Genomic DNA, 16,876 nt, shown 5'->3' on the forward strand with positions numbered 1-16,876 from the left:
TGTCTCTGCCCGCGGCCGCCAGATCACGCGTCATGCCACAAGCCTCCGCCGACGCCGGTAAAGCCGGTCATGCGCAATTCCTTGGTACGCTCGAGCCCGAGCGGCTGGTGTGTCGCCGCGATGACGATGCCACCCTTGTCGAGATGCGCATTGACCAGGCCGGCAAAAAGCCTGTCGGCGCCGGCATCGAGTGCTGCCGTCGGTTCGTCGAGGATCCAGATCGGGCGGTAGGCGACGATGAGCTTGGCCATTGCCATGCGGCGCTGCTGGCCGGCTGACAGGTAGCCGAAGGGCAGATGCGCAATACCGGGAAGGCCGACGGCCTCCACCGCTTCGACAAGATCTCTGCCCGAGCCGCCGGGCGAATCACCCATGAAGTTTTTCCAGAAGGAAAGATTTTCCGCGACGGTCAGCTCGCGCTTCATCGCATTTCGATGGCCGAGATAGTGGCTGAGCTCCGATGGGTGACGGATTTCAGGAGGGCCATTCTCAAGTTTGAGACTGCCCTTTTCCGCCATCAGAAGACCGGCCAGAACACGCAGCAAAGTCGACTTTCCAGACCCGTTCTGGCCCGTCACCACAAGGGCTTCACCGGCACCGAGCGCAAAGGAAATATCGTTAAAAATCAAATCCTCGCCTCGCCTCGCACTCAGACCTTCAGCCAGCAGGCGCATCAATTTTCAGCTTCCCTTTACGCTCTTTGCCGCAAGGCAAAAAAAAGTCCCGATTGGACCTTGGTTGGTCTGGCACGATTTGGAGAAATTATCTATAAGGCGGCCAACACGCCAGCGGTCGGCGTGAATTTCATCCTAGCGCCGAACATGGAATGAATTTCCACGTACGGACAGCGGAAATGGCCGCACCCGCATCCCAATTCGCGCTTCATTGCGCTCGGGCGTTCGTACGTCAGTTTTTGGCGATCAGACGGAAACGGGGTATTATCCAGTGTCCAAATCCCTAGACAGTTTTAATTGTCGCTCCACGCTCACCGTCAACGGTGTCGACTACGTCTATTACAGCCTGCCCAAGGCTGAGGCGAACGGTCTCGCCGGCGTTTCGAAGCTGCCCTACTCGATGAAGGTGCTGCTCGAAAACCTGCTGCGCAACGAAGACGGTCGCTCCGTCACCAAGAAGGACATCGAGAACGTCGCCGCCTGGCTGAACGACAAGGGCACCGCCGAAAACGAAATCGCCTACCGCCCGGCCCGCGTTCTGATGCAGGACTTCACCGGCGTTCCCGCCGTCGTCGACCTCGCAGCGATGCGCGACGCCATGGTCTCGCTCGGCGGCGATCCGGAAAAGATCAACCCGCTCGTGCCTGTCGACCTCGTCATCGACCACTCCGTCATCGTCGACGAATTCGGCACGCCGACCGCCTTTGCCCGCAACGTCGAGCTCGAATACGAGCGCAACGGCGAGCGCTACCGCTTCCTGAAGTGGGGCCAGCAGGCATTCAAGAACTTCCGCGTCGTACCGCCCGGCACCGGCATCTGTCACCAGGTCAATCTGGAATATCTGGGCCAGACCGTCTGGACCCGTGAAGAAGACGGCGAAATCACCGCCTACCCGGACACCTGCGTCGGCACCGACAGCCACACCACGATGATCAACGGCCTGGGCGTTCTCGGCTGGGGCGTCGGCGGCATCGAGGCTGAAGCGGCCATGCTCGGCCAGCCGGTCTCCATGCTCCTGCCTGAGGTCATCGGCTTCAAGCTGACCGGCAAGCTCAAGGAAGGCGTCACCGCGACCGACCTCGTGCTGATGGTCGTGCAGATGCTGCGCAAGAAGGGCGTCGTCTCGAAGTTCGTCGAATTCTTCGGCCCAGGCCTCGACAACATGACGCTCGCCGACCGCGCCACCATCGGCAACATGGGTCCGGAATACGGCGCCACCTGCGGCTTCTTCCCGGTCGACAGCGAAACCATCAACTACCTCACCATGTCGGGCCGCGAAGAGCAACGCATCGCACTCGTCGAAGCCTACTCCAAGGCACAGGGCATGTGGCGCGACGGTGACGGCTCGGAGCTCGTCTTCACCGACACGCTCGAACTCGACCTCGGCGACGTCGTGCCCGCCATGGCTGGCCCGAAGCGTCCGGAAGGCCGCATCCCGCTCGAAAACATCGCATCGGGCTTCGCGACCGCGCTCGAAGGCGACTACAAGAAGCCGGGCCAGCTTTCTAACCGCTACGCCGTCGAAGGCACCGATTTCGATCTCGGCCATGGCGACGTTGCCATTGCTGCGATCACCTCGTGCACCAACACCTCCAACCCGTCGGTTCTGATCGCTGCCGGCCTTCTCGCCCGCAACGCTGTTGCCAAGGGCCTGAAATCCAAGCCGTGGGTCAAGACCTCGCTTGCACCGGGATCGCAGGTCGTCGGCGAATACCTGGCAAAGTCCGGTCTGCAGAAGGACCTCGACGCGCTCGGCTTCAACCTGGTCGGTTTCGGCTGCACCACCTGCATCGGCAACTCCGGTCCGCTGCCGGCGCCGATCTCCAAGACGATCAACGACAAGGGCCTGATTGCCGCCGGTGTTCTCTCCGGCAACCGCAACTTCGAAGGCCGCATCTCGCCTGATGTCCAGGCGAACTACCTCGCCTCGCCGCCGCTCGTCGTCGCCTACGCGCTTGCCGGTACGGTCCAGAAGGACCTGACCAACGAGCCGCTCGGCGAAGACAAGGACGGAAACCCGGTCTTCCTCAAGGACATCTGGCCGACCTCCAAGGAGATCCAGGAGTTCATCTTCAAGTACGTCACGCGCGAACTCTACGCGAGCAAGTATGCCGACGTCTTCAAGGGCGACGAAAACTGGCAGGCCGTTCAGGTTCCCCCGGGCCAGACCTACGCCTGGGACGACGGTTCGACCTACGTGCAGAACCCGCCCTACTTCGTTGGCATGGGCAAGTCCGGCTCGGGCATCTCCGACATCAAGGGCGCACGCGTCCTCGGCCTGTTCGGCGACAAGATCACCACCGACCACATCTCGCCGGCCGGTTCGATCAAGGCTGCCTCGCCGGCCGGTGCATACCTTATCGGTCATGGCGTTGGCGTTGCCGACTTCAACCAATACGGTACGCGTCGCGGCAACCATGAGGTGATGATGCGCGGCACCTTTGCCAACATCCGCATCCGCAACCACATGCTCGGCCCGAACGGCAAGGAAGGTGGCTACACCATCCACTACCCGTCGAAGGAAGAGATGTCGATTTACGACGCTGCCATGCAGTACAAGGAAGAAGGCGTTCCGCTCGTCATCTTCGCCGGCGTCGAATACGGCAACGGTTCGTCGCGCGACTGGGCCGCAAAGGGCACCAACCTGCTCGGCGTCAAGGCCGTGATCGCCCAGTCCTTCGAGCGTATTCACCGCTCGAACCTGGTCGGCATGGGCGTCATCCCCTTCGTCTTCGAAGAAGGAACGACGTGGGAATCGCTTGGCCTGAAGGGTGACGAGATCGTCACGATCGACAACCTCGCCAAGGTCCAGCCGCGCGAAAAGCGCGTCGCCAAGATCACCTATGGCGACGGCACCGTGAAGGACGTTCCGCTGGTCTGCCGCATCGATACGCTCGACGAAGTGACCTACGTCAACAACGGCGGCATCCTGCAGACGGTTCTGCGCGACCTCGCCGCCTGATCGTTCAGCTTGCCTGAGGCATAGAGGGGCCGGGATACCGCAAGGTGTCCCGGCCCTTTCACGTTTCCTGCAGGTTGCCTGTCCATATCCTCACTCCAACGTGACTTCCCGTTGAAGCAACGGCGTCGTATGTAATGGACTTCCCCGTGAAGTAGGCCTGTCGGCCGCCAATGAAGTGACGCCATGACATTCGCAGACAGATATTTCCTTCGCCCTGTTGCACTGGCTTTCGGGCTCTTTGCGGCAGCGTCGGTTCCGGCGATGGCGGAAGACGGCAAGGTTATCAAAGGCGTCGTCGAACTCTTCACCAGTCAGGGCTGCTCCTCGTGCCCACCAGCTGATGCCGCCTTGAAGAAGCTGGTGGATGACGGCGACGTGGTGGCGCTGTCCTATCACGTCGACTACTGGAACTATCTCGGCTGGAAGGACACGCTCGCCTCGAGCGACAACACCGACCGACAATATGCCTATGCCCGCATGCTGGGTCGCAACGGCGTTTACACGCCACAGGCGATCCTCAACGGCCGCGACCATGTCAACGGCGCCAACCTGCAGGCGATCAGATCCCGGCTCGACACGATGAAAGCCGCCGGCAAGGGGCTGGCCGTTCCGGTCGAGGCGAAGATCAACGGCGAGGAGATCTCGATCAAGGTCGGGGCGGGTGACGGCAAGGCGAATGTCGTCGTCGTCTACTTCGACCGGGCGAAGGTCGTCGATGTCGAGAAGGGCGAAAACATCGGCAAGAAGATTTCCTACTGGCACGCGGTGCGCGACATCCAGACCATCGGCATGTGGGATGGCAAGCCCGCGACCTTTACCCTGCCTGCAACGGTGCTGACGGAGCAGCGTGGCAAAAGCGGCTGCGCGGTGCTGTTGCAGTCGATGAAGGATGCCGAAACCCCGGGTCCGATCATCGGAGCCACGGCCGTGCTCGCAGGCCCTCAAGGCAAGCTCTAGCGAACGGCGTAGCGTCTGGGGCCGCGAGCGGTTCAAGGAATACCAGCAGAAAGACGAAGGTGCCGTACCGGCTTCACGGCGCCGAAGGTAGCGCCTAAAGCCATAAGGGGTGGTTCGGCCCGGCAGCATCGAGGGGCTGGGGCTGAGGGTTCGAAGTTACCGGACCGAACCGGCCATGACTGCGTTCTTTGAAGGTCACGCAGCATGACGATCTGAACGGACATACGGTGGCAACGACTCTGTCCGTCAGCGCCCGCGAGTTTTGCGGTGAATTGGGGCGCCGATTTGACTGAAATGGGGCGGAGGCAAGAAATGCCGTCTGCGCCCAGAGGCTCTGGCTGCTTCCGGCTTGCTTTTCGGCTCGTGTCAGGCAAACTGTTATCGTTCTGTCACAACAGAAGGCCGGATTGCCGATGACCGATGAGCCGGATTTGCCGCGAGGCGAGGCGCGACATCAGCGCCAGACCGCGTCCGAAGTGGTCGTTGATCTCTCGGAATACAAGAACGCCCGGAACGCTCCTCCCATCACCTTCCATCGCCGCGAACTCGACCAGATCCTGTGGGTCTATGGCCGCATGGTCGGCGAAGGCGAATGGCGCGACTACGCCATCGACCACCTGAAGGATCGGGCCGTCTTCTCCGTATTCAAGCGATCGGGCGAGATGCCGCTCTACCGCATCGAGAAAAACCCGAAACTCGCTGCCAAGCAGGGTGCCTTCAGCGTTCTCAACGTGCACGGGACGATCCTGAAGCGTGGACACGAACTCGGGCAGGTGCTGAAGGTTTTTGACAAGGTTCTGAAGCTGATCGAAACCTGAGAGACCGGTTCCAAGCCGATCGGAGATGCGAGCGGGGGCAACCAGCCGAGGTTGGATGCACTGGCATCCGCTTCCTTCGACAATGTCCCGAAAGTGCGGCGGCCGCATGTTTTCAAGCCATTTCCCGAAGGAATTGCCTCGCGCGCTTCCTGACGCCCGTTCTCAGCCCTGGTAAAGCGTATCCGGGTAGACGCCCGCAGAGGGGTCGCTCGTCGAGCCATCGCCAAGCGCCAGCTGCATGATCGCTGTATCGAGCCAGCGCCCGTGCTTGAAGCCTGTCGCCTTCATCAACCCCTGATCTTCGAAACCGACAGAGCGGTGGACCGCGATCGATGCGGGATGAGCGCCGCCGATGACCGCCACCATCTGGCGAAACCCGAGTTCTGTGCAGCGACGGACAAGCTCGACCAACAGCATCTTGCCGGCTCCCTTCCCCCGCGCCGACGGCGCCAGATAGATCGAATCCTCGACCAGGAAGCGGTAGGCAGCGCGCGTGCGAAAGGCGGAGGCATAGGCGTAGCCGACGATCGTGCCCGCCGCGTCAGTCGCAACGATGTAGGGATAACCGTGGCTGGCGATGGTCGCGAAGCGCGTCGTCATCTCCACCTCCGAGGGAGGCACGATCTCGTAGGTCGCCACACCGTTCAGAACGGATTCGCGATAGATTTCGGTGATGGCGGGCAGATCGGAAACGGTGGCGTCGCGCAAGGTCAATGGCATGGGAAGATCTTGAAGGTCCGGTTTTCCATTCAGTCACACGGATCGCAGCCGTGGATCAAGCCTTTTCCGGGCAACAAAAAAGGCGGCCGAAGCCGCCTTTTCCGTCAATCCAGTCAAAGCTTAGTTGTTCCGGTTGCCCATGAACTGCAGCATGAACATGAACAGGTTGATGAAGTCGAGGTAGAGCGTCAGGGCGCCCATGATCGCCTTGCGGCCGGCAACGGTGCTGTCATCGGCATCGTAGTACATTTCCTTGATCTTCTGCGTGTCATAGGCGGTAAGGCCTGCGAAGATCAGCACGCCGATCACCGAGATCGCGAAGCCGAGCGCCGAAGAGGCGAGGAAGATGTTGACGATCGACGCGATGATGACGCCGAACAGACCCATGATCAGGAACGAGCCCATGCCGGACAGGTCCTTTTTCGTGGTGTAGCCGTAGAGCGACAGCGCACCGAAGGAAGCCGCGGTCACGAAGAACGTCTGCACGATGCTCTGGCCGGTGAAGACCATGAAGATCGACGACAGCGAAACGCCCATCAGCGCCGCATAGACCCAGAACGTCATCTGCGCGGCAGAAACGCTCATGCTATTGATGCGGAAGCTCATGAAGAACACGAGACCCAAAGGAGCGAGCATGACGACCCATTTCAGGGGCGACGCATAAAGAAGTTGGGCGAATGCCGGATTGGAGACGGCAAGCGCGAATGTTCCGTAAGCTGCCAGGCCGGTGATCGCCAGGCCCAGGGCCATCAGGTTGTAGACCTTCAGCATGTAGGTGCGAAGGCCTTCGTCGATCATGGCACCCGCCTGCGCGCCGGCAGGCGACATTCGGGTTTGGTAGTTTCTCAGATCAGCCATTGTTTCCTCATTTAAGCCCCGGTTGAACTTACGGTGTCGGGCGGATGACCTCAGACCCAACGAGAGGTCGCCATCCCATGCCCAGGCGCCGCTGCGGGGCTCCAGCATGCCTGTGGATAAATATGATGCCGAAAGCCTTTGGGTACAAGACCTTTGGCCCCCTGATTCGGTACAGCCTTAGCGTTTATGGCCTTGTAGGACAGGGATTTACGGTTAACTTCGTCGCTCAAAGCTCCCGCAGAACCGGCGCCGCCTTTTGGCCCAGCACACGCCAGGTACCGGCAAGCCCTATGCCGACCGTCATCACCAGTGCGATGACAACGGTCGCAACCGCGACATCCGGCAGGAAACTTGACGGCAGCTTCATGATCCGGCTGACGACGAACCAGGCGGAAACACCGCCGGCAAACAGCGCAAAAACCGCGGTTGCAAGGCCTAGGATGATGTATTCGTAGCTGAAGGCACGGATCAGCGTGGTGCGCGTGGCGCCGAGTGTCTTCAGCACCACGGCATCGTGGATGCGTGCCCTGTTGCCGGCGGCGAGCGCGCCGGCCAGCACCAGCACGGACGCCAGCAGGGCCACGGCCGCCGCGGCACGGATCGCCGTTGCCAGCTGCCCGAGAAGCGCGTTCACAATGTCGAGAGCGTCCTTCACCCGAACGCTGGTGATCGTCGGATAGGCGTTCGTGACCGCCTTCAGCACTGTCGCCTCCTCCTCGGGCGTGGCACCCGGATCGATCACCGTTGCCAGCCACGCATGCGGCGCACCGGCAAAGGTGTTGGGCGAGAACACCATGACGAAGTTGATCGACAGCGATTCCCACTCGACATTGCGGAAATTGGCGATCCTGGCGGTGATGTTGCGGCCGAGCACGTTGACGGTGACCTTGTCGCCGATCTTCAGCCCGAGTTCACCCGCCTCTTCGGCCGAGAACGACACCAGCGGCTCGCCGCTGTAGTCGGGCGCCCACCAAGTACCCTCGGCCAGCGTCGAATTCTCGGGCTTGTTCTTGGCATAGGTAATGCCGCGGTCGCCGCGCAGCACCCACTGGCCGCTCGGCGGCACGTTCCGGGCGTTCACGTCCTCACCGTTAAAGGCGATGATCCGGCCACGCAGCATCGGCACTTCGATGACCTTGCCGTCCGGCATCGCGCCCTCAAGCAGCGTACGGAACCCTTCGATTTCGCTTCCCTGGATATCGACGAAAAAGAAATTGGGCGCACGCTCTGCCATGCTGCCGGTCAGTTCGCGCCGAAGATTGCCGTCGATCAGCGCAAGCGTGACGAGGAGCGCAAGCCCGAGGCCGAGCGACAGCACCACCGAGGGCGTGAGCGCCCCTGGCCGATGGATGTTGCCGATCGCCAGCCGCAACGCCGGCGAACTCACCCGCGGACTGCGGCGCGCAAGCCAGGAGATCAGCAGCGAAACGAGCCGCAGCACGATGAAGGCAAAGGCGATCGCGCCCAGAAAGACCAGCGAGATGTAGCGGTCATAGGCGGTAAAGATGGCAAGCCCCGCAAGCGCTCCAAGGCAGGCGAGCGCACCGGTGAGATAGGGCCAGGCGGGAAAGCCCGAGGGATCAAAGCCCTGCTGGCGAAAGAGCGCCGTTGCCGGAATGCCGCGTGCCCGGCCGAGCGGCAGGATGGCAAAGGCAAGCGCCGTCAGCACACCGAAAAGAGCGGCGATGCCAAGCGCGCCCGGATAGAGGCGGAACTCGGTCGAAATCGGTAGCAGATCGGCCAGGAACTGCGCGGCGACGAAGGGGATGAGCGCGCCGAGAACAAGCCCGATCGCAATGCCGATCAGCGCGATCAGCAGGATCTGCGCGAGATAGATCATGGCCACCAGCGAGGCGGGCGCGCCGAGGCACTTGAAGGTGGCGATGACGCTGCGTTTCTGATCGAGATACGCGCGCACGGCATTGGCAACACCCACGCCGCCGACGATCAGGGCCGTCAGGCCCACAAGCGTCAGGAATTGCGAGAAGCGGGTAATATTGGCCGTCAGCGACGGCGCGGCATTGGAGCTGGTACGGATCGACCAGCCGGCGGCGGGAAAACGTTTCTCGGCATCGGTGCGCACAGCGGCCACCTGTGTGGGATCACTGATCTTCACCTTGTAGCCGTGCTCGACCAGACTTCCCGTCTGCACAAGACCCGAGGCGTCGAGCGCTTCGGCAGACACCATCAACCGCGGCGCAAAGCCGAAACCATCGGAGAGTGCATCCGGCTCGCGCAGGATCGTGCCTGAAATCCTGATGCGGGCATTGCCGAGCAGAATGTCGTCGCCGACGGAAATGCCAAGACGGTCGAGCAGCAAGGGTGCGGCAACCGCGCCGAACCCGCCGCCCTGGCGCGCCAGCAGACTGCCAAGCGGCTGATCCGGCTGGCTTTCGAGCTTGCCATAGAGCGGATAGGCCGCATCGACAGCCTTCAATTCGACGAGCGCCTGGTTGGAACCGTCAGGCAAACGGGCCATCGAGCGCAGCCCGGCGGAAACCGAGACCGGCCCGAGCCCGTCGAGGAACGCCCGCTCCTCTACCGTCGCCACACGATTGTTGAGTTCGAAGCGAATGTCGCCGGCAAGCAATTCGCGACCTTGAGACGCAATCGTCGCGGTGATCGATTGCGACAGCGAGTTGACCCCGGCGATCGCCGCCGTGCCGAGCGCGATACAGGCGAGGAAGATGTAAAACCCCTTGAGGCCACCGCGCATTTCGCGCAGCGCCAGCCGGAGGGCAAGCAGAGGACGCAAACGGATCGGAGCAGCCTCACTCATGCGGATGCCGCTTCCTGTCGCTGTGCTTCAACGACGGATTCGAGCGCGCCACTGGAAATGATCTCGCCGGAGCGCACCCGCACCTGCCGCGAGCAACGGGCCGCCAGGGCCGCGTCATGGGTCACCAGCACGAGTGTCATGCCACGGTCACGCTGTTCGGCGAAAAGCAGGTCGGCGATCTGCCGGCCCGTCTCGGCATCGAGATTGCCGGTCGGTTCGTCGGCGATCAGCAACTTCGGCGACGGCGCAAGCGCGCGCGCAATCGCCACGCGTTGCTGCTCGCCGCCTGAGAGCTGGCCGGGATAGTGGCTGAGCCGCTCGCCGAGGCCGACGGCGACGAGTTCCTTGCGCGCGATGTCGAAGGCGCCGGGAACGTTGGCAAGCTCGAGCGGCACGGCGACGTTTTCGAGCGCCGTCATATTGGGGATGAGATGGAAGGACTGGAAGACGATGCCGATGTTGCGGCCGCGAAAATCGGCGACCCGGTCCTCGTTCAGCCGGTGCAACGGCGTGCCGTCGATGACGATTTCGCCACGGTCCAAACGTTCGAGACCGGCCAACACCATCAGCAGCGTCGACTTGCCCGAACCGGAGGGCCCGACGATGCCGACGGACTCTCCCGCATCGATGGTCAGGCTCATGCCTTTCAGCACATGCACCGAGGCTGCGGCCTCGCCCAGGGTGAGGTCGGCATTTTTGAGCTCGATGATGGTACTGGCCAAGCGAAATAACCCTATATGAAACGGAAAGAGAAAAAGAAAACGGCTCCCGCGATTTAGGAACAGACCCATGGCATTAAAAGGTTTTCAACGGTTTTTCTTGGGGCTCGCAATGACAATTGCGTTATCGGCGACCGCACGGGCGGAAACGATCAGCCTCGTCGGCTTCGGCGACAGCCTGATGGCGGGCTACCAGCTGCCACCCGAGGATGCCTTCCCGGCGCGGCTTGAAAAGGCGCTGAAGGAAAAGGGTCTCGACGTCACCGTGGCCAACGCCGGCGTTTCCGGCGACACCAGTTCCGGCGGGCTCGCGCGCATCGACTGGTCGATCCCCGACGGCACCAAGGGCGTGATCCTTGAGCTTGGCGCCAACGACGCGTTGCGCGGCATCCCGCCGGAGGAAACCCGCAAGAACATCGAGGCGATGATCGCGCGGCTGAAGGAGCGCGGCATCGCTGTCCTGCTCGCGGGCATGATGGCTCCGCCGAACATGGGCGCCGACTATGCCGCCCGCTTCAACCCGATCTATCCGGACCTTGCAGAGAAATACGGGCTGGAGCTCTACCCGTTCTTCCTCGATGGCGTCGTAACCGACGCGGCACTCAAGCTTGAAGACGGCATGCACCCGAACGGCAACGGCGTCGGCATCATTGTCGAAAAGGCGCTGCCCACCGTCGAACGTTTCATCGCAACACTGGGAAAGGCGGAGTGAACAAATCATCCACAGTTAAGAGAGTGTTAATATTCGCAAGCGTCAAATAGTAGTTGCCTGCAGACTCGATGCGTGATTCGCTGAGACATCTGCAAGAGATTCGGGGAGCTCGCCATGCCGAGACTATTCACCGCCCTCGAAATTCCGCGCAATGTTGCGATGAGTCTTTCATTGCTGCGCGGAGGTCTTCCCGGAGCTCGTTGGATCGATGTGGAGAACTACCACATCACCTTGCGCTTTATTGGTGACGTCGATTGGCGCACCGCAGACGAGATCATCGACAAGCTCGACCGGATCGAAAGACCGGAGTTCCAGCTGCAGCTCACCGGCACCGGCGCCTTCGGCTCGAAGAAACCGCACTCCGTCTGGGCCGGGGTCAGCAACCATCCGGAAATGTACGCGCTGCAGGCCGAAATCGAGCGCATCTGCCAGAGGCTCAGGCTGCCGGCGGATCCGCGCAAGTTCACGCCGCATGTCACGCTTGCAAGGCTGCGCTCCAGCCGCGTCGAGGATGTAGTCGAATATCTCTCCGGCCGCGGCAACTTCATGGCCTCGCCCTTCACCGTTTCACGCTTCGTGCTCTTGTCGTCGCGCGATTCGGTCGGCGGTGGCCCCTACCTCACCGAAGAGGTATTTCCGCTTCACGAAGCCCGCTCTTCGAGCCTGTCGAGCAACGACGAGCATCCGGCTTCCAACATCTGGTAAAGCCGTTCGAATGCTTCAGGGCCGTCATAATAGGGATCAGGAACGTCCTGGTCCCGCCCCGAAGCGTAAGCGAGAAACAGGTCAATTTTGCCGGCCAGACCGGCCGGCGCGATCTGGCGAAGGGTGCTGACGTTTTCTCCGTCCATGCCGAGAATGAGGTCGAAAGCCTCGAAGTCGGCCTTCGATACCTTGCGCCCGCGAAGCCCCGCAATATCGATACCGTGGCGGCGCGCCGCATCGATCGACCGGCGGTCCGGCGGATCGCCAATATGCCATGCGCCCGTTCCCGCCGAATCGACGGTGATCTGCGACGCCAACCCTTGCCGTGCGGCGCATTCGCGAAGCACGCCTTCGGCCAGCGGTGAACGGCAGATATTGCCGAGACAAACAAAAAGAATTCGGATCGGTTTCATGCTATCCATTTCAAGGAGATAGGGGCAGGTCGACATATACGCGGCCATGCAGCCTTCGAACAGGGATTGAGTTGGGAGGAACGGATGAGGCCGGAGAAACTCGACGAGGCGACGATCGCCGAACAGCTGCACAAGATGGAAGGGTGGGTCAGGGCCGAGGACGGCGCCTCCATCTGGAAGGCTTTTCGCTTCAAGAATTTCGTCGAAGCCTTCGGCTTCATGACGGAGATGGCGATCGTTGCCGAAAAGCTCGATCACCACCCGGAATGGTTCAACGTCTACAATCGCGTCGACGTCACGCTGACGACGCACGACGCCAGCGGCCTGACAGATCTCGACTTCAAGCTGGCCGCCAGGATGGACAAGGCAGCGGCGGGTCGCATGCCCGACCATTTGAAATAACGCCGGCACGTCCCATATTGTGAGCGTTGCAACATCGGAAAGAGGCGATGGACGACGTAAAGATTGGTGAAATTCTCCTGCCCGGCGAAGAATCCGAACAGGAGCGCAGGGAAAAGCGCGTCAAGCGGCGCTTCTGGCCGACCTTCCGCCGCGCCGCCCGTCAGATACCGTTCAGCCGCGAACTCGTCGCCGCCTATTATTGCGCCATCGACCCGAAGACCCCGACGCGCACACGCGGCATCCTGCTGGCGGCGCTCGCCTATTTCGTGCTGCCGCTCGACTTCCTTCCCGATTTTCTCGCCGTCGTCGGCTTTTCCGATGACGTCGCGGTTCTGACCGCCGCCTTCGCCGCCATCAGCGGGCAGATCAAGGAAGCCCACTATCTCAAGGCCGACGAAACGCTGGCCGACAATCCGCAGGATTGACCGAGGGAAACGCAGCATATCCGCAACCGCGCCGTATTCCTGCCCAAAAGTCAAACTCTTGCCCGAATCTTTGTGGCATAGACATTTGAGAACAGCGCGCGTTGGGACGTCTTCGTCGAGACGGGCGTCGTCTGAAATGGTTTAGGCGGTAAACAATCCGGAACAACGGCCCGAGGCGCCGAGCATTCGAAGCCAGCAGAGCGCTGGATAGATGAATGGACGGCAGATCTGGCGACGCCGGAGCGAAGGCCACAAATGCTTCGTTTCGGGGCTGGAATCAGCGGATTTTGGCCTTCGTTGACGGTTTGGTAACCTGAATTAAGTCACAACAAATGAAATCATGACTACGCGTCGCCCGTCTGACCTGTTTCGGGTGATCGAAAAGCAAGAAAAGCGGCAGGACCTCATGTTTGTAAGAAAGATCGCAACTGCAATCGCACTCGTTCTGGCAACCGCCAGCATGGCTGCCGCCCAGTCGCCGACGCGCATCCAGCAGTTCAATGCCTGGGGCGCCTATTCCTACAATTCCGGCGGCGGCAAGGTCTGCTATGTCCTGTCGGTTCCGAAGGAAAAGAGCCCGGCCGGCGTCGACCACGGCGACATCTTCTTCCTGGTTTCCCAGCGCCCCGGCCAGAACATCAGCTATGAGCCGCAGGCGATGATGGGCTATCCGCTGCAGGAGAACTCCAAGGTCAACGTCGTCATCGACGGCCGCACTTTCGTGATGTTCACCAAGGGCAACTCCGCCTGGGTCGAGAACGCGGCCGAAGAGCCGGCGCTCGTCGCGGCGATGAAAACCGGCAAGGCGATGTCGGTCAACGCCAAATCCCGCAAGGGCACGACGACCACCTACGCCTATTCTCTGTCGGGCATTTCGGCTGCACTGAAGCAGATCGAAGCCTGCAAGTAAGCTTTCGCCTTTGAGGCAAAGTCGAAGGCCGGCGCTCGACGCCGGCCTTTTTGCATTCAGGATCGACTGCGCGTGACTCCGGGCCAAAACAATGCTAAAGCCCCGGAAAATTCAGAGCCCCGCGCCCCCAATGGCTGCGCTTGAAGGCTCGACCGATTTCAATTCGAGCATCAGGACAATCTCCGGACCCCTTCTCCGGACGGGCGTTTTCTGTACGACAGGACACCACAGCATGGCAGCCACTGAAATCTTGAACCGGGTGGATACCGTCAGGGCACCGCAGGCGCGCATCGCCCCGCAGGCCGAGAAGCCTTCCCTGATCGGGCTGTTGCGCGAGGACATGGCCAAGGCGCTCGTCGAAAAGGGCGTGCCCGAGCGTCAGGTCAAGATGCGGGTCAGCCAGCTCTGGCACTGGCTCTATGTGCGCGGCGTTTCCGATTTCGACGAGATGCTGAACGTGTCCAAGGACATGCGCGAGATGCTGAAGCAGCATTTCACCATTGCCCGGCCTGAGATCGTCGAGGAACAGACCTCGGGCGACGGCACCCGCAAATGGCTGCTGCGCTTTCCCGCTCGCGGCGCCGGCCGTCCGGTCGAGATCGAAACGGTCTATATTCCCGAGGAAGGCCGTGGCACGCTGTGCATTTCCAGCCAGGTCGGCTGCACGCTGACCTGTTCGTTCTGTCACACCGGCACGCAGAAGCTGGTGCGCAACCTGACGGCCGAGGAAATCCTGGCGCAGCTGCTTCTGGCGCGCGACCGGCTCGGTGACTTCCCGGAGCGCGACACGCCCCAGGGCGCGATCGTGCCGGCCGAAGGCCGCAAGATCACCAACATCGTCATGATGGGCATGGGCGAGCCGCTCTACAATTTCGAAGAGGTCAAGACCGCGCTTCTGATCGCCTCCGACGGCGAGGGCCTGTCGCTCTCCAAGCGCCGCATCACGCTTTCGACCTCCGGCATCGTGCCTGAAATCTACCGGACCGGCGAAGAGATCGGCGTCATGCTGGCGATCTCGCTGCATGCCGTGCGCGACGACCTGCGCGACATGCTAGTGCCGATCAACAAGAAGTACCCGCTGAAGGAACTGATGGACGCCTGCCGCGCCTATCCGGGCCTGTCGAATGCGCGCCGCATCACCTTCGAATATGTGATGCTGAAGGACGTCAACGACAGCCTCGAGGACGCCAAGGAGCTGATCAAGCTCTTGAAGGGCGTGCCGGCGAAGATCAACCTCATCCCGTTCAACCCCTGGCCGGGCACCAACTACCAGTGTTCCGACTGGGAGCAGATCGAGAAGTTTGCCGACTTCATCAACCAAGCGGGCTATGCCTCGCCGATCCGCACGCCGCGCGGCCGCGACATCCTTGCCGCCTGCGGCCAGCTGAAGTCCGAATCCGAGCGCATGCGCAAGGTCGACCGCCTCGCCTTCGAAGCGATGATGATCGCCAATCACGGCGAGGATTGAGGGACCGATGAGTGTGGCGCGCTTTTCCCGCCGCACCTGACATCTCCCCCCTGCAGCGCCTTGCGACGCCCAAAGATTGCAGCGATCCCCGGCATCAACCACAGGCATGTCGGGATCGATGAAGAACTTTGATGGGTGATGCAATTCCTATCGATTGATTTCATGGTCCCGGTTTCCTAAGAAAGCGGGCAATCAATCTAGGAGGACACCCATGCGCTCACTTCTCATCGCCCTTGCCGCCACGGTGGCATTTACCCTGCCCGCGCGCGCCGATGAGGTGACTGTCGCCGTAACCGCGATCGTCGAGCATCCGGCTCTCGATGCTGCGCGCGACGGCGTGAAGGATGCGCTGAAGGCCGCCGGCTACAAGGAAGGCGAGAACCTCAAGTTCCTCTACGAGTCGGCCCAGGGCAACCCGGCAACCGCCGCACAGATCGCCCGCCAGTTCGCCGGCGAAGCGCCGAACGTCATCGTCCCGATCTCCACCCCGTCGGCCCAGGCCGTCGTTTCCTCGACGCGTGACATTCCCGTGGTCTTCACCGCCGTGTCCGACCCGATCGGCGCGCAGTTGGTCAAGGACATGGACAAGCCGGGTGGCAACGTCACCGGCCTTTCCGACATGTCTCCGGTCGCCGAGCACGTGGCGCTGATCAAGGAGATCCTGCCAAACGTCAAGTCGATCGGCTATCTCTACAACTCCGGCGAAGCCAACTCGGTATCGCTTTTGGCGGTACTGAAGACGGAAGCCGAAAAGGCCGGCCTGACAGTGGTCGAGTCCGCAGCGACGAAGTCCGCTGAAGTCCAGGGCGCTGCCCGCGCGCTCGTCGGCCGTGCCGACGCGATCTACGTTCCGACCGACAACACCATCATCTCCGCACTTGAAGGTGCGGTTTCCGTGGCCGAAGAAGCCAAGCTGCCGCTCTTCACCGCCGATACGGATTCGGTCTCGCGCGGCTCGCTCGCAGCCCTCGGCTTCAACTACTATGACGTCGGCAAGCAGACCGGCGAAATCGTCGTACGCATCCTCAAGGGCGAAAACCCGGGTGATATCGCCGTCAAGGTTGCCGCCGGCTCCGACCTGGTGATCAACAAGAAGGCCGCTGAAAAGATGGGCGTCACCCTTCCGGAAAGTGTCGTCAAGCGCGCTACACGCGTTGTAGAATAAGGCTTAGAGCCTTTTCAGGTTCAAGTTTATTGCGTTTTGGCCGCCCTCGTTCCATACGAGGGCGGTTCGTTATTGGAGCGCTGCGGTTGCCTTGCGCTACGCAAGATACGCTCAGACAGTTTGAAACTGCGCCGACGCCGGATCTTCGGGCGTCATGCGCCAACCGGGGACGCCGCGCCGATATAAGAA

General features: G+C 61.6%; 16 protein-coding genes. 10 read left to right on the top strand and 6 right to left on the bottom strand.

The genetic code is table 11. The features are described 5' to 3' along the window. Window positions 1-23: 23 nt before the first annotated feature. Window positions 24-674 carry a heme ABC exporter ATP-binding protein CcmA gene (gene ccmA, locus AC1Q80_RS18920; RefSeq protein WP_492361441.1) on the bottom strand — a complete coding sequence of 217 codons (651 nt, stop codon included), beginning with the start codon at window positions 672-674 and terminating at the stop codon, window positions 24-26. A 271-nt stretch (window positions 675-945) separates the two neighbouring features. Between ccmA and acnA the strand changes: the two genes are divergently transcribed. The 3 genes from acnA to AC1Q80_RS18935 all read left to right on the top strand — a co-directional run bounded on the left by acnA (window position 946) and on the right by AC1Q80_RS18935 (window position 5,411). Beyond that, window positions 946-3,636 carry an aconitate hydratase AcnA gene (gene acnA / locus AC1Q80_RS18925; protein WP_492361442.1) on the top strand — a complete coding sequence of 897 codons (2,691 nt, stop codon included), beginning with the start codon at window positions 946-948 and terminating at the stop codon, window positions 3,634-3,636. 183 nt (window positions 3,637-3,819) lie between these two features. Continuing rightward, on the top strand, window positions 3,820-4,593 hold the full coding sequence (locus tag AC1Q80_RS18930; protein WP_492361443.1) for a DUF1223 domain-containing protein: 774 nt from the start codon (window positions 3,820-3,822) through the stop codon (window positions 4,591-4,593). Between the two features lie 413 nt (window positions 4,594-5,006). Further along, window positions 5,007-5,411, top strand: a complete 405-nt coding sequence (locus AC1Q80_RS18935) for a DUF2794 domain-containing protein (protein WP_173418363.1) — start codon at window positions 5,007-5,009, stop codon at window positions 5,409-5,411. A 162-nt stretch (window positions 5,412-5,573) separates the two neighbouring features. Here AC1Q80_RS18935 and AC1Q80_RS18940 read toward each other — a convergent pair whose 3' ends face one another. The 4 genes from AC1Q80_RS18940 to AC1Q80_RS18955 form a co-directional block, all read right to left on the bottom strand. Then, on the bottom strand, window positions 5,574-6,131 hold the full coding sequence (locus tag AC1Q80_RS18940) for a GNAT family N-acetyltransferase (protein WP_492361444.1): 558 nt from the start codon (window positions 6,129-6,131) through the stop codon (window positions 5,574-5,576). Window positions 6,132-6,251: 120 nt separating this feature from the next. After that, window positions 6,252-6,989 (bottom strand): Bax inhibitor-1/YccA family protein, encoded by a 738-nt coding sequence (locus AC1Q80_RS18945; RefSeq protein ID WP_077500863.1) that lies wholly within the window; start codon window positions 6,987-6,989, stop codon window positions 6,252-6,254. A gap of 226 nt (window positions 6,990-7,215) precedes the next feature. Further along, window positions 7,216-9,768 (bottom strand): ABC transporter permease, encoded by a 2,553-nt coding sequence (locus AC1Q80_RS18950; protein WP_492361445.1) that lies wholly within the window; start codon window positions 9,766-9,768, stop codon window positions 7,216-7,218. Next, on the bottom strand, window positions 9,765-10,490 hold the full coding sequence (locus AC1Q80_RS18955) for an ABC transporter ATP-binding protein (protein ID WP_173418366.1): 726 nt from the start codon (window positions 10,488-10,490) through the stop codon (window positions 9,765-9,767). The genes AC1Q80_RS18950 and AC1Q80_RS18955 overlap by 4 nt, the downstream gene beginning before the upstream one ends. 67 nt (window positions 10,491-10,557) lie before the next feature. Between AC1Q80_RS18955 and AC1Q80_RS18960 the strand changes: the two genes are divergently transcribed. Continuing rightward, window positions 10,558-11,199, top strand: coding sequence for an arylesterase (locus AC1Q80_RS18960; RefSeq protein WP_492361446.1), 642 nt, complete (start codon window positions 10,558-10,560; stop codon window positions 11,197-11,199). A gap of 114 nt (window positions 11,200-11,313) precedes the next feature. After that, on the top strand, window positions 11,314-11,904 hold the full coding sequence (gene thpR, locus AC1Q80_RS18965) for an RNA 2',3'-cyclic phosphodiesterase (protein WP_077500866.1): 591 nt from the start codon (window positions 11,314-11,316) through the stop codon (window positions 11,902-11,904). Here thpR and AC1Q80_RS18970 read toward each other — a convergent pair. Next, window positions 11,841-12,317 carry a low molecular weight protein-tyrosine-phosphatase gene (locus tag AC1Q80_RS18970; RefSeq protein WP_492361447.1) on the bottom strand — a complete coding sequence of 159 codons (477 nt, stop codon included), beginning with the start codon at window positions 12,315-12,317 and terminating at the stop codon, window positions 11,841-11,843. The genes thpR and AC1Q80_RS18970 overlap by 64 nt on opposite strands. Window positions 12,318-12,401: 84 nt before the next feature. On the opposite strand from AC1Q80_RS18970, the gene AC1Q80_RS18975 reads away from it, so the two are divergent. The 5 genes from AC1Q80_RS18975 (at window position 12,402) to AC1Q80_RS18995 (ending at window position 16,687) form a co-directional block, all read left to right on the top strand. Then, a complete protein-coding gene (locus AC1Q80_RS18975; RefSeq protein WP_173418369.1) occupies window positions 12,402-12,719 on the top strand; it encodes a 4a-hydroxytetrahydrobiopterin dehydratase in 318 nt (105 codons plus the stop codon). A gap of 47 nt (window positions 12,720-12,766) precedes the next feature. Further along, a complete protein-coding gene (locus tag AC1Q80_RS18980) occupies window positions 12,767-13,144 on the top strand; it encodes a YkvA family protein (protein WP_173418370.1) in 378 nt (125 codons plus the stop codon). A 406-nt stretch (window positions 13,145-13,550) separates the two neighbouring features. After that, the gene (locus AC1Q80_RS18985) at window positions 13,551-14,054 is read left to right on the top strand and encodes an invasion associated locus B family protein (RefSeq protein ID WP_025425200.1); all 504 of its coding nucleotides are present in this window, start codon (window positions 13,551-13,553) and stop codon (window positions 14,052-14,054) included. Window positions 14,055-14,286: 232 nt separating this feature from the next. Then, a complete protein-coding gene (gene rlmN, locus AC1Q80_RS18990; RefSeq protein WP_173418371.1) occupies window positions 14,287-15,522 on the top strand; it encodes a dual-specificity RNA methyltransferase RlmN in 1,236 nt (411 codons plus the stop codon). 211 nt (window positions 15,523-15,733) lie between these two features. Next, complete coding sequence (locus AC1Q80_RS18995) at window positions 15,734-16,687, top strand: ABC transporter substrate-binding protein (RefSeq protein ID WP_492361448.1); 954 nt, start codon at window positions 15,734-15,736, stop codon at window positions 16,685-16,687. Window positions 16,688-16,876 lie beyond the last annotated feature (189 nt).

Source organism: Ensifer sp. GW823-FHT05D09 (assembly GCF_058795755.1).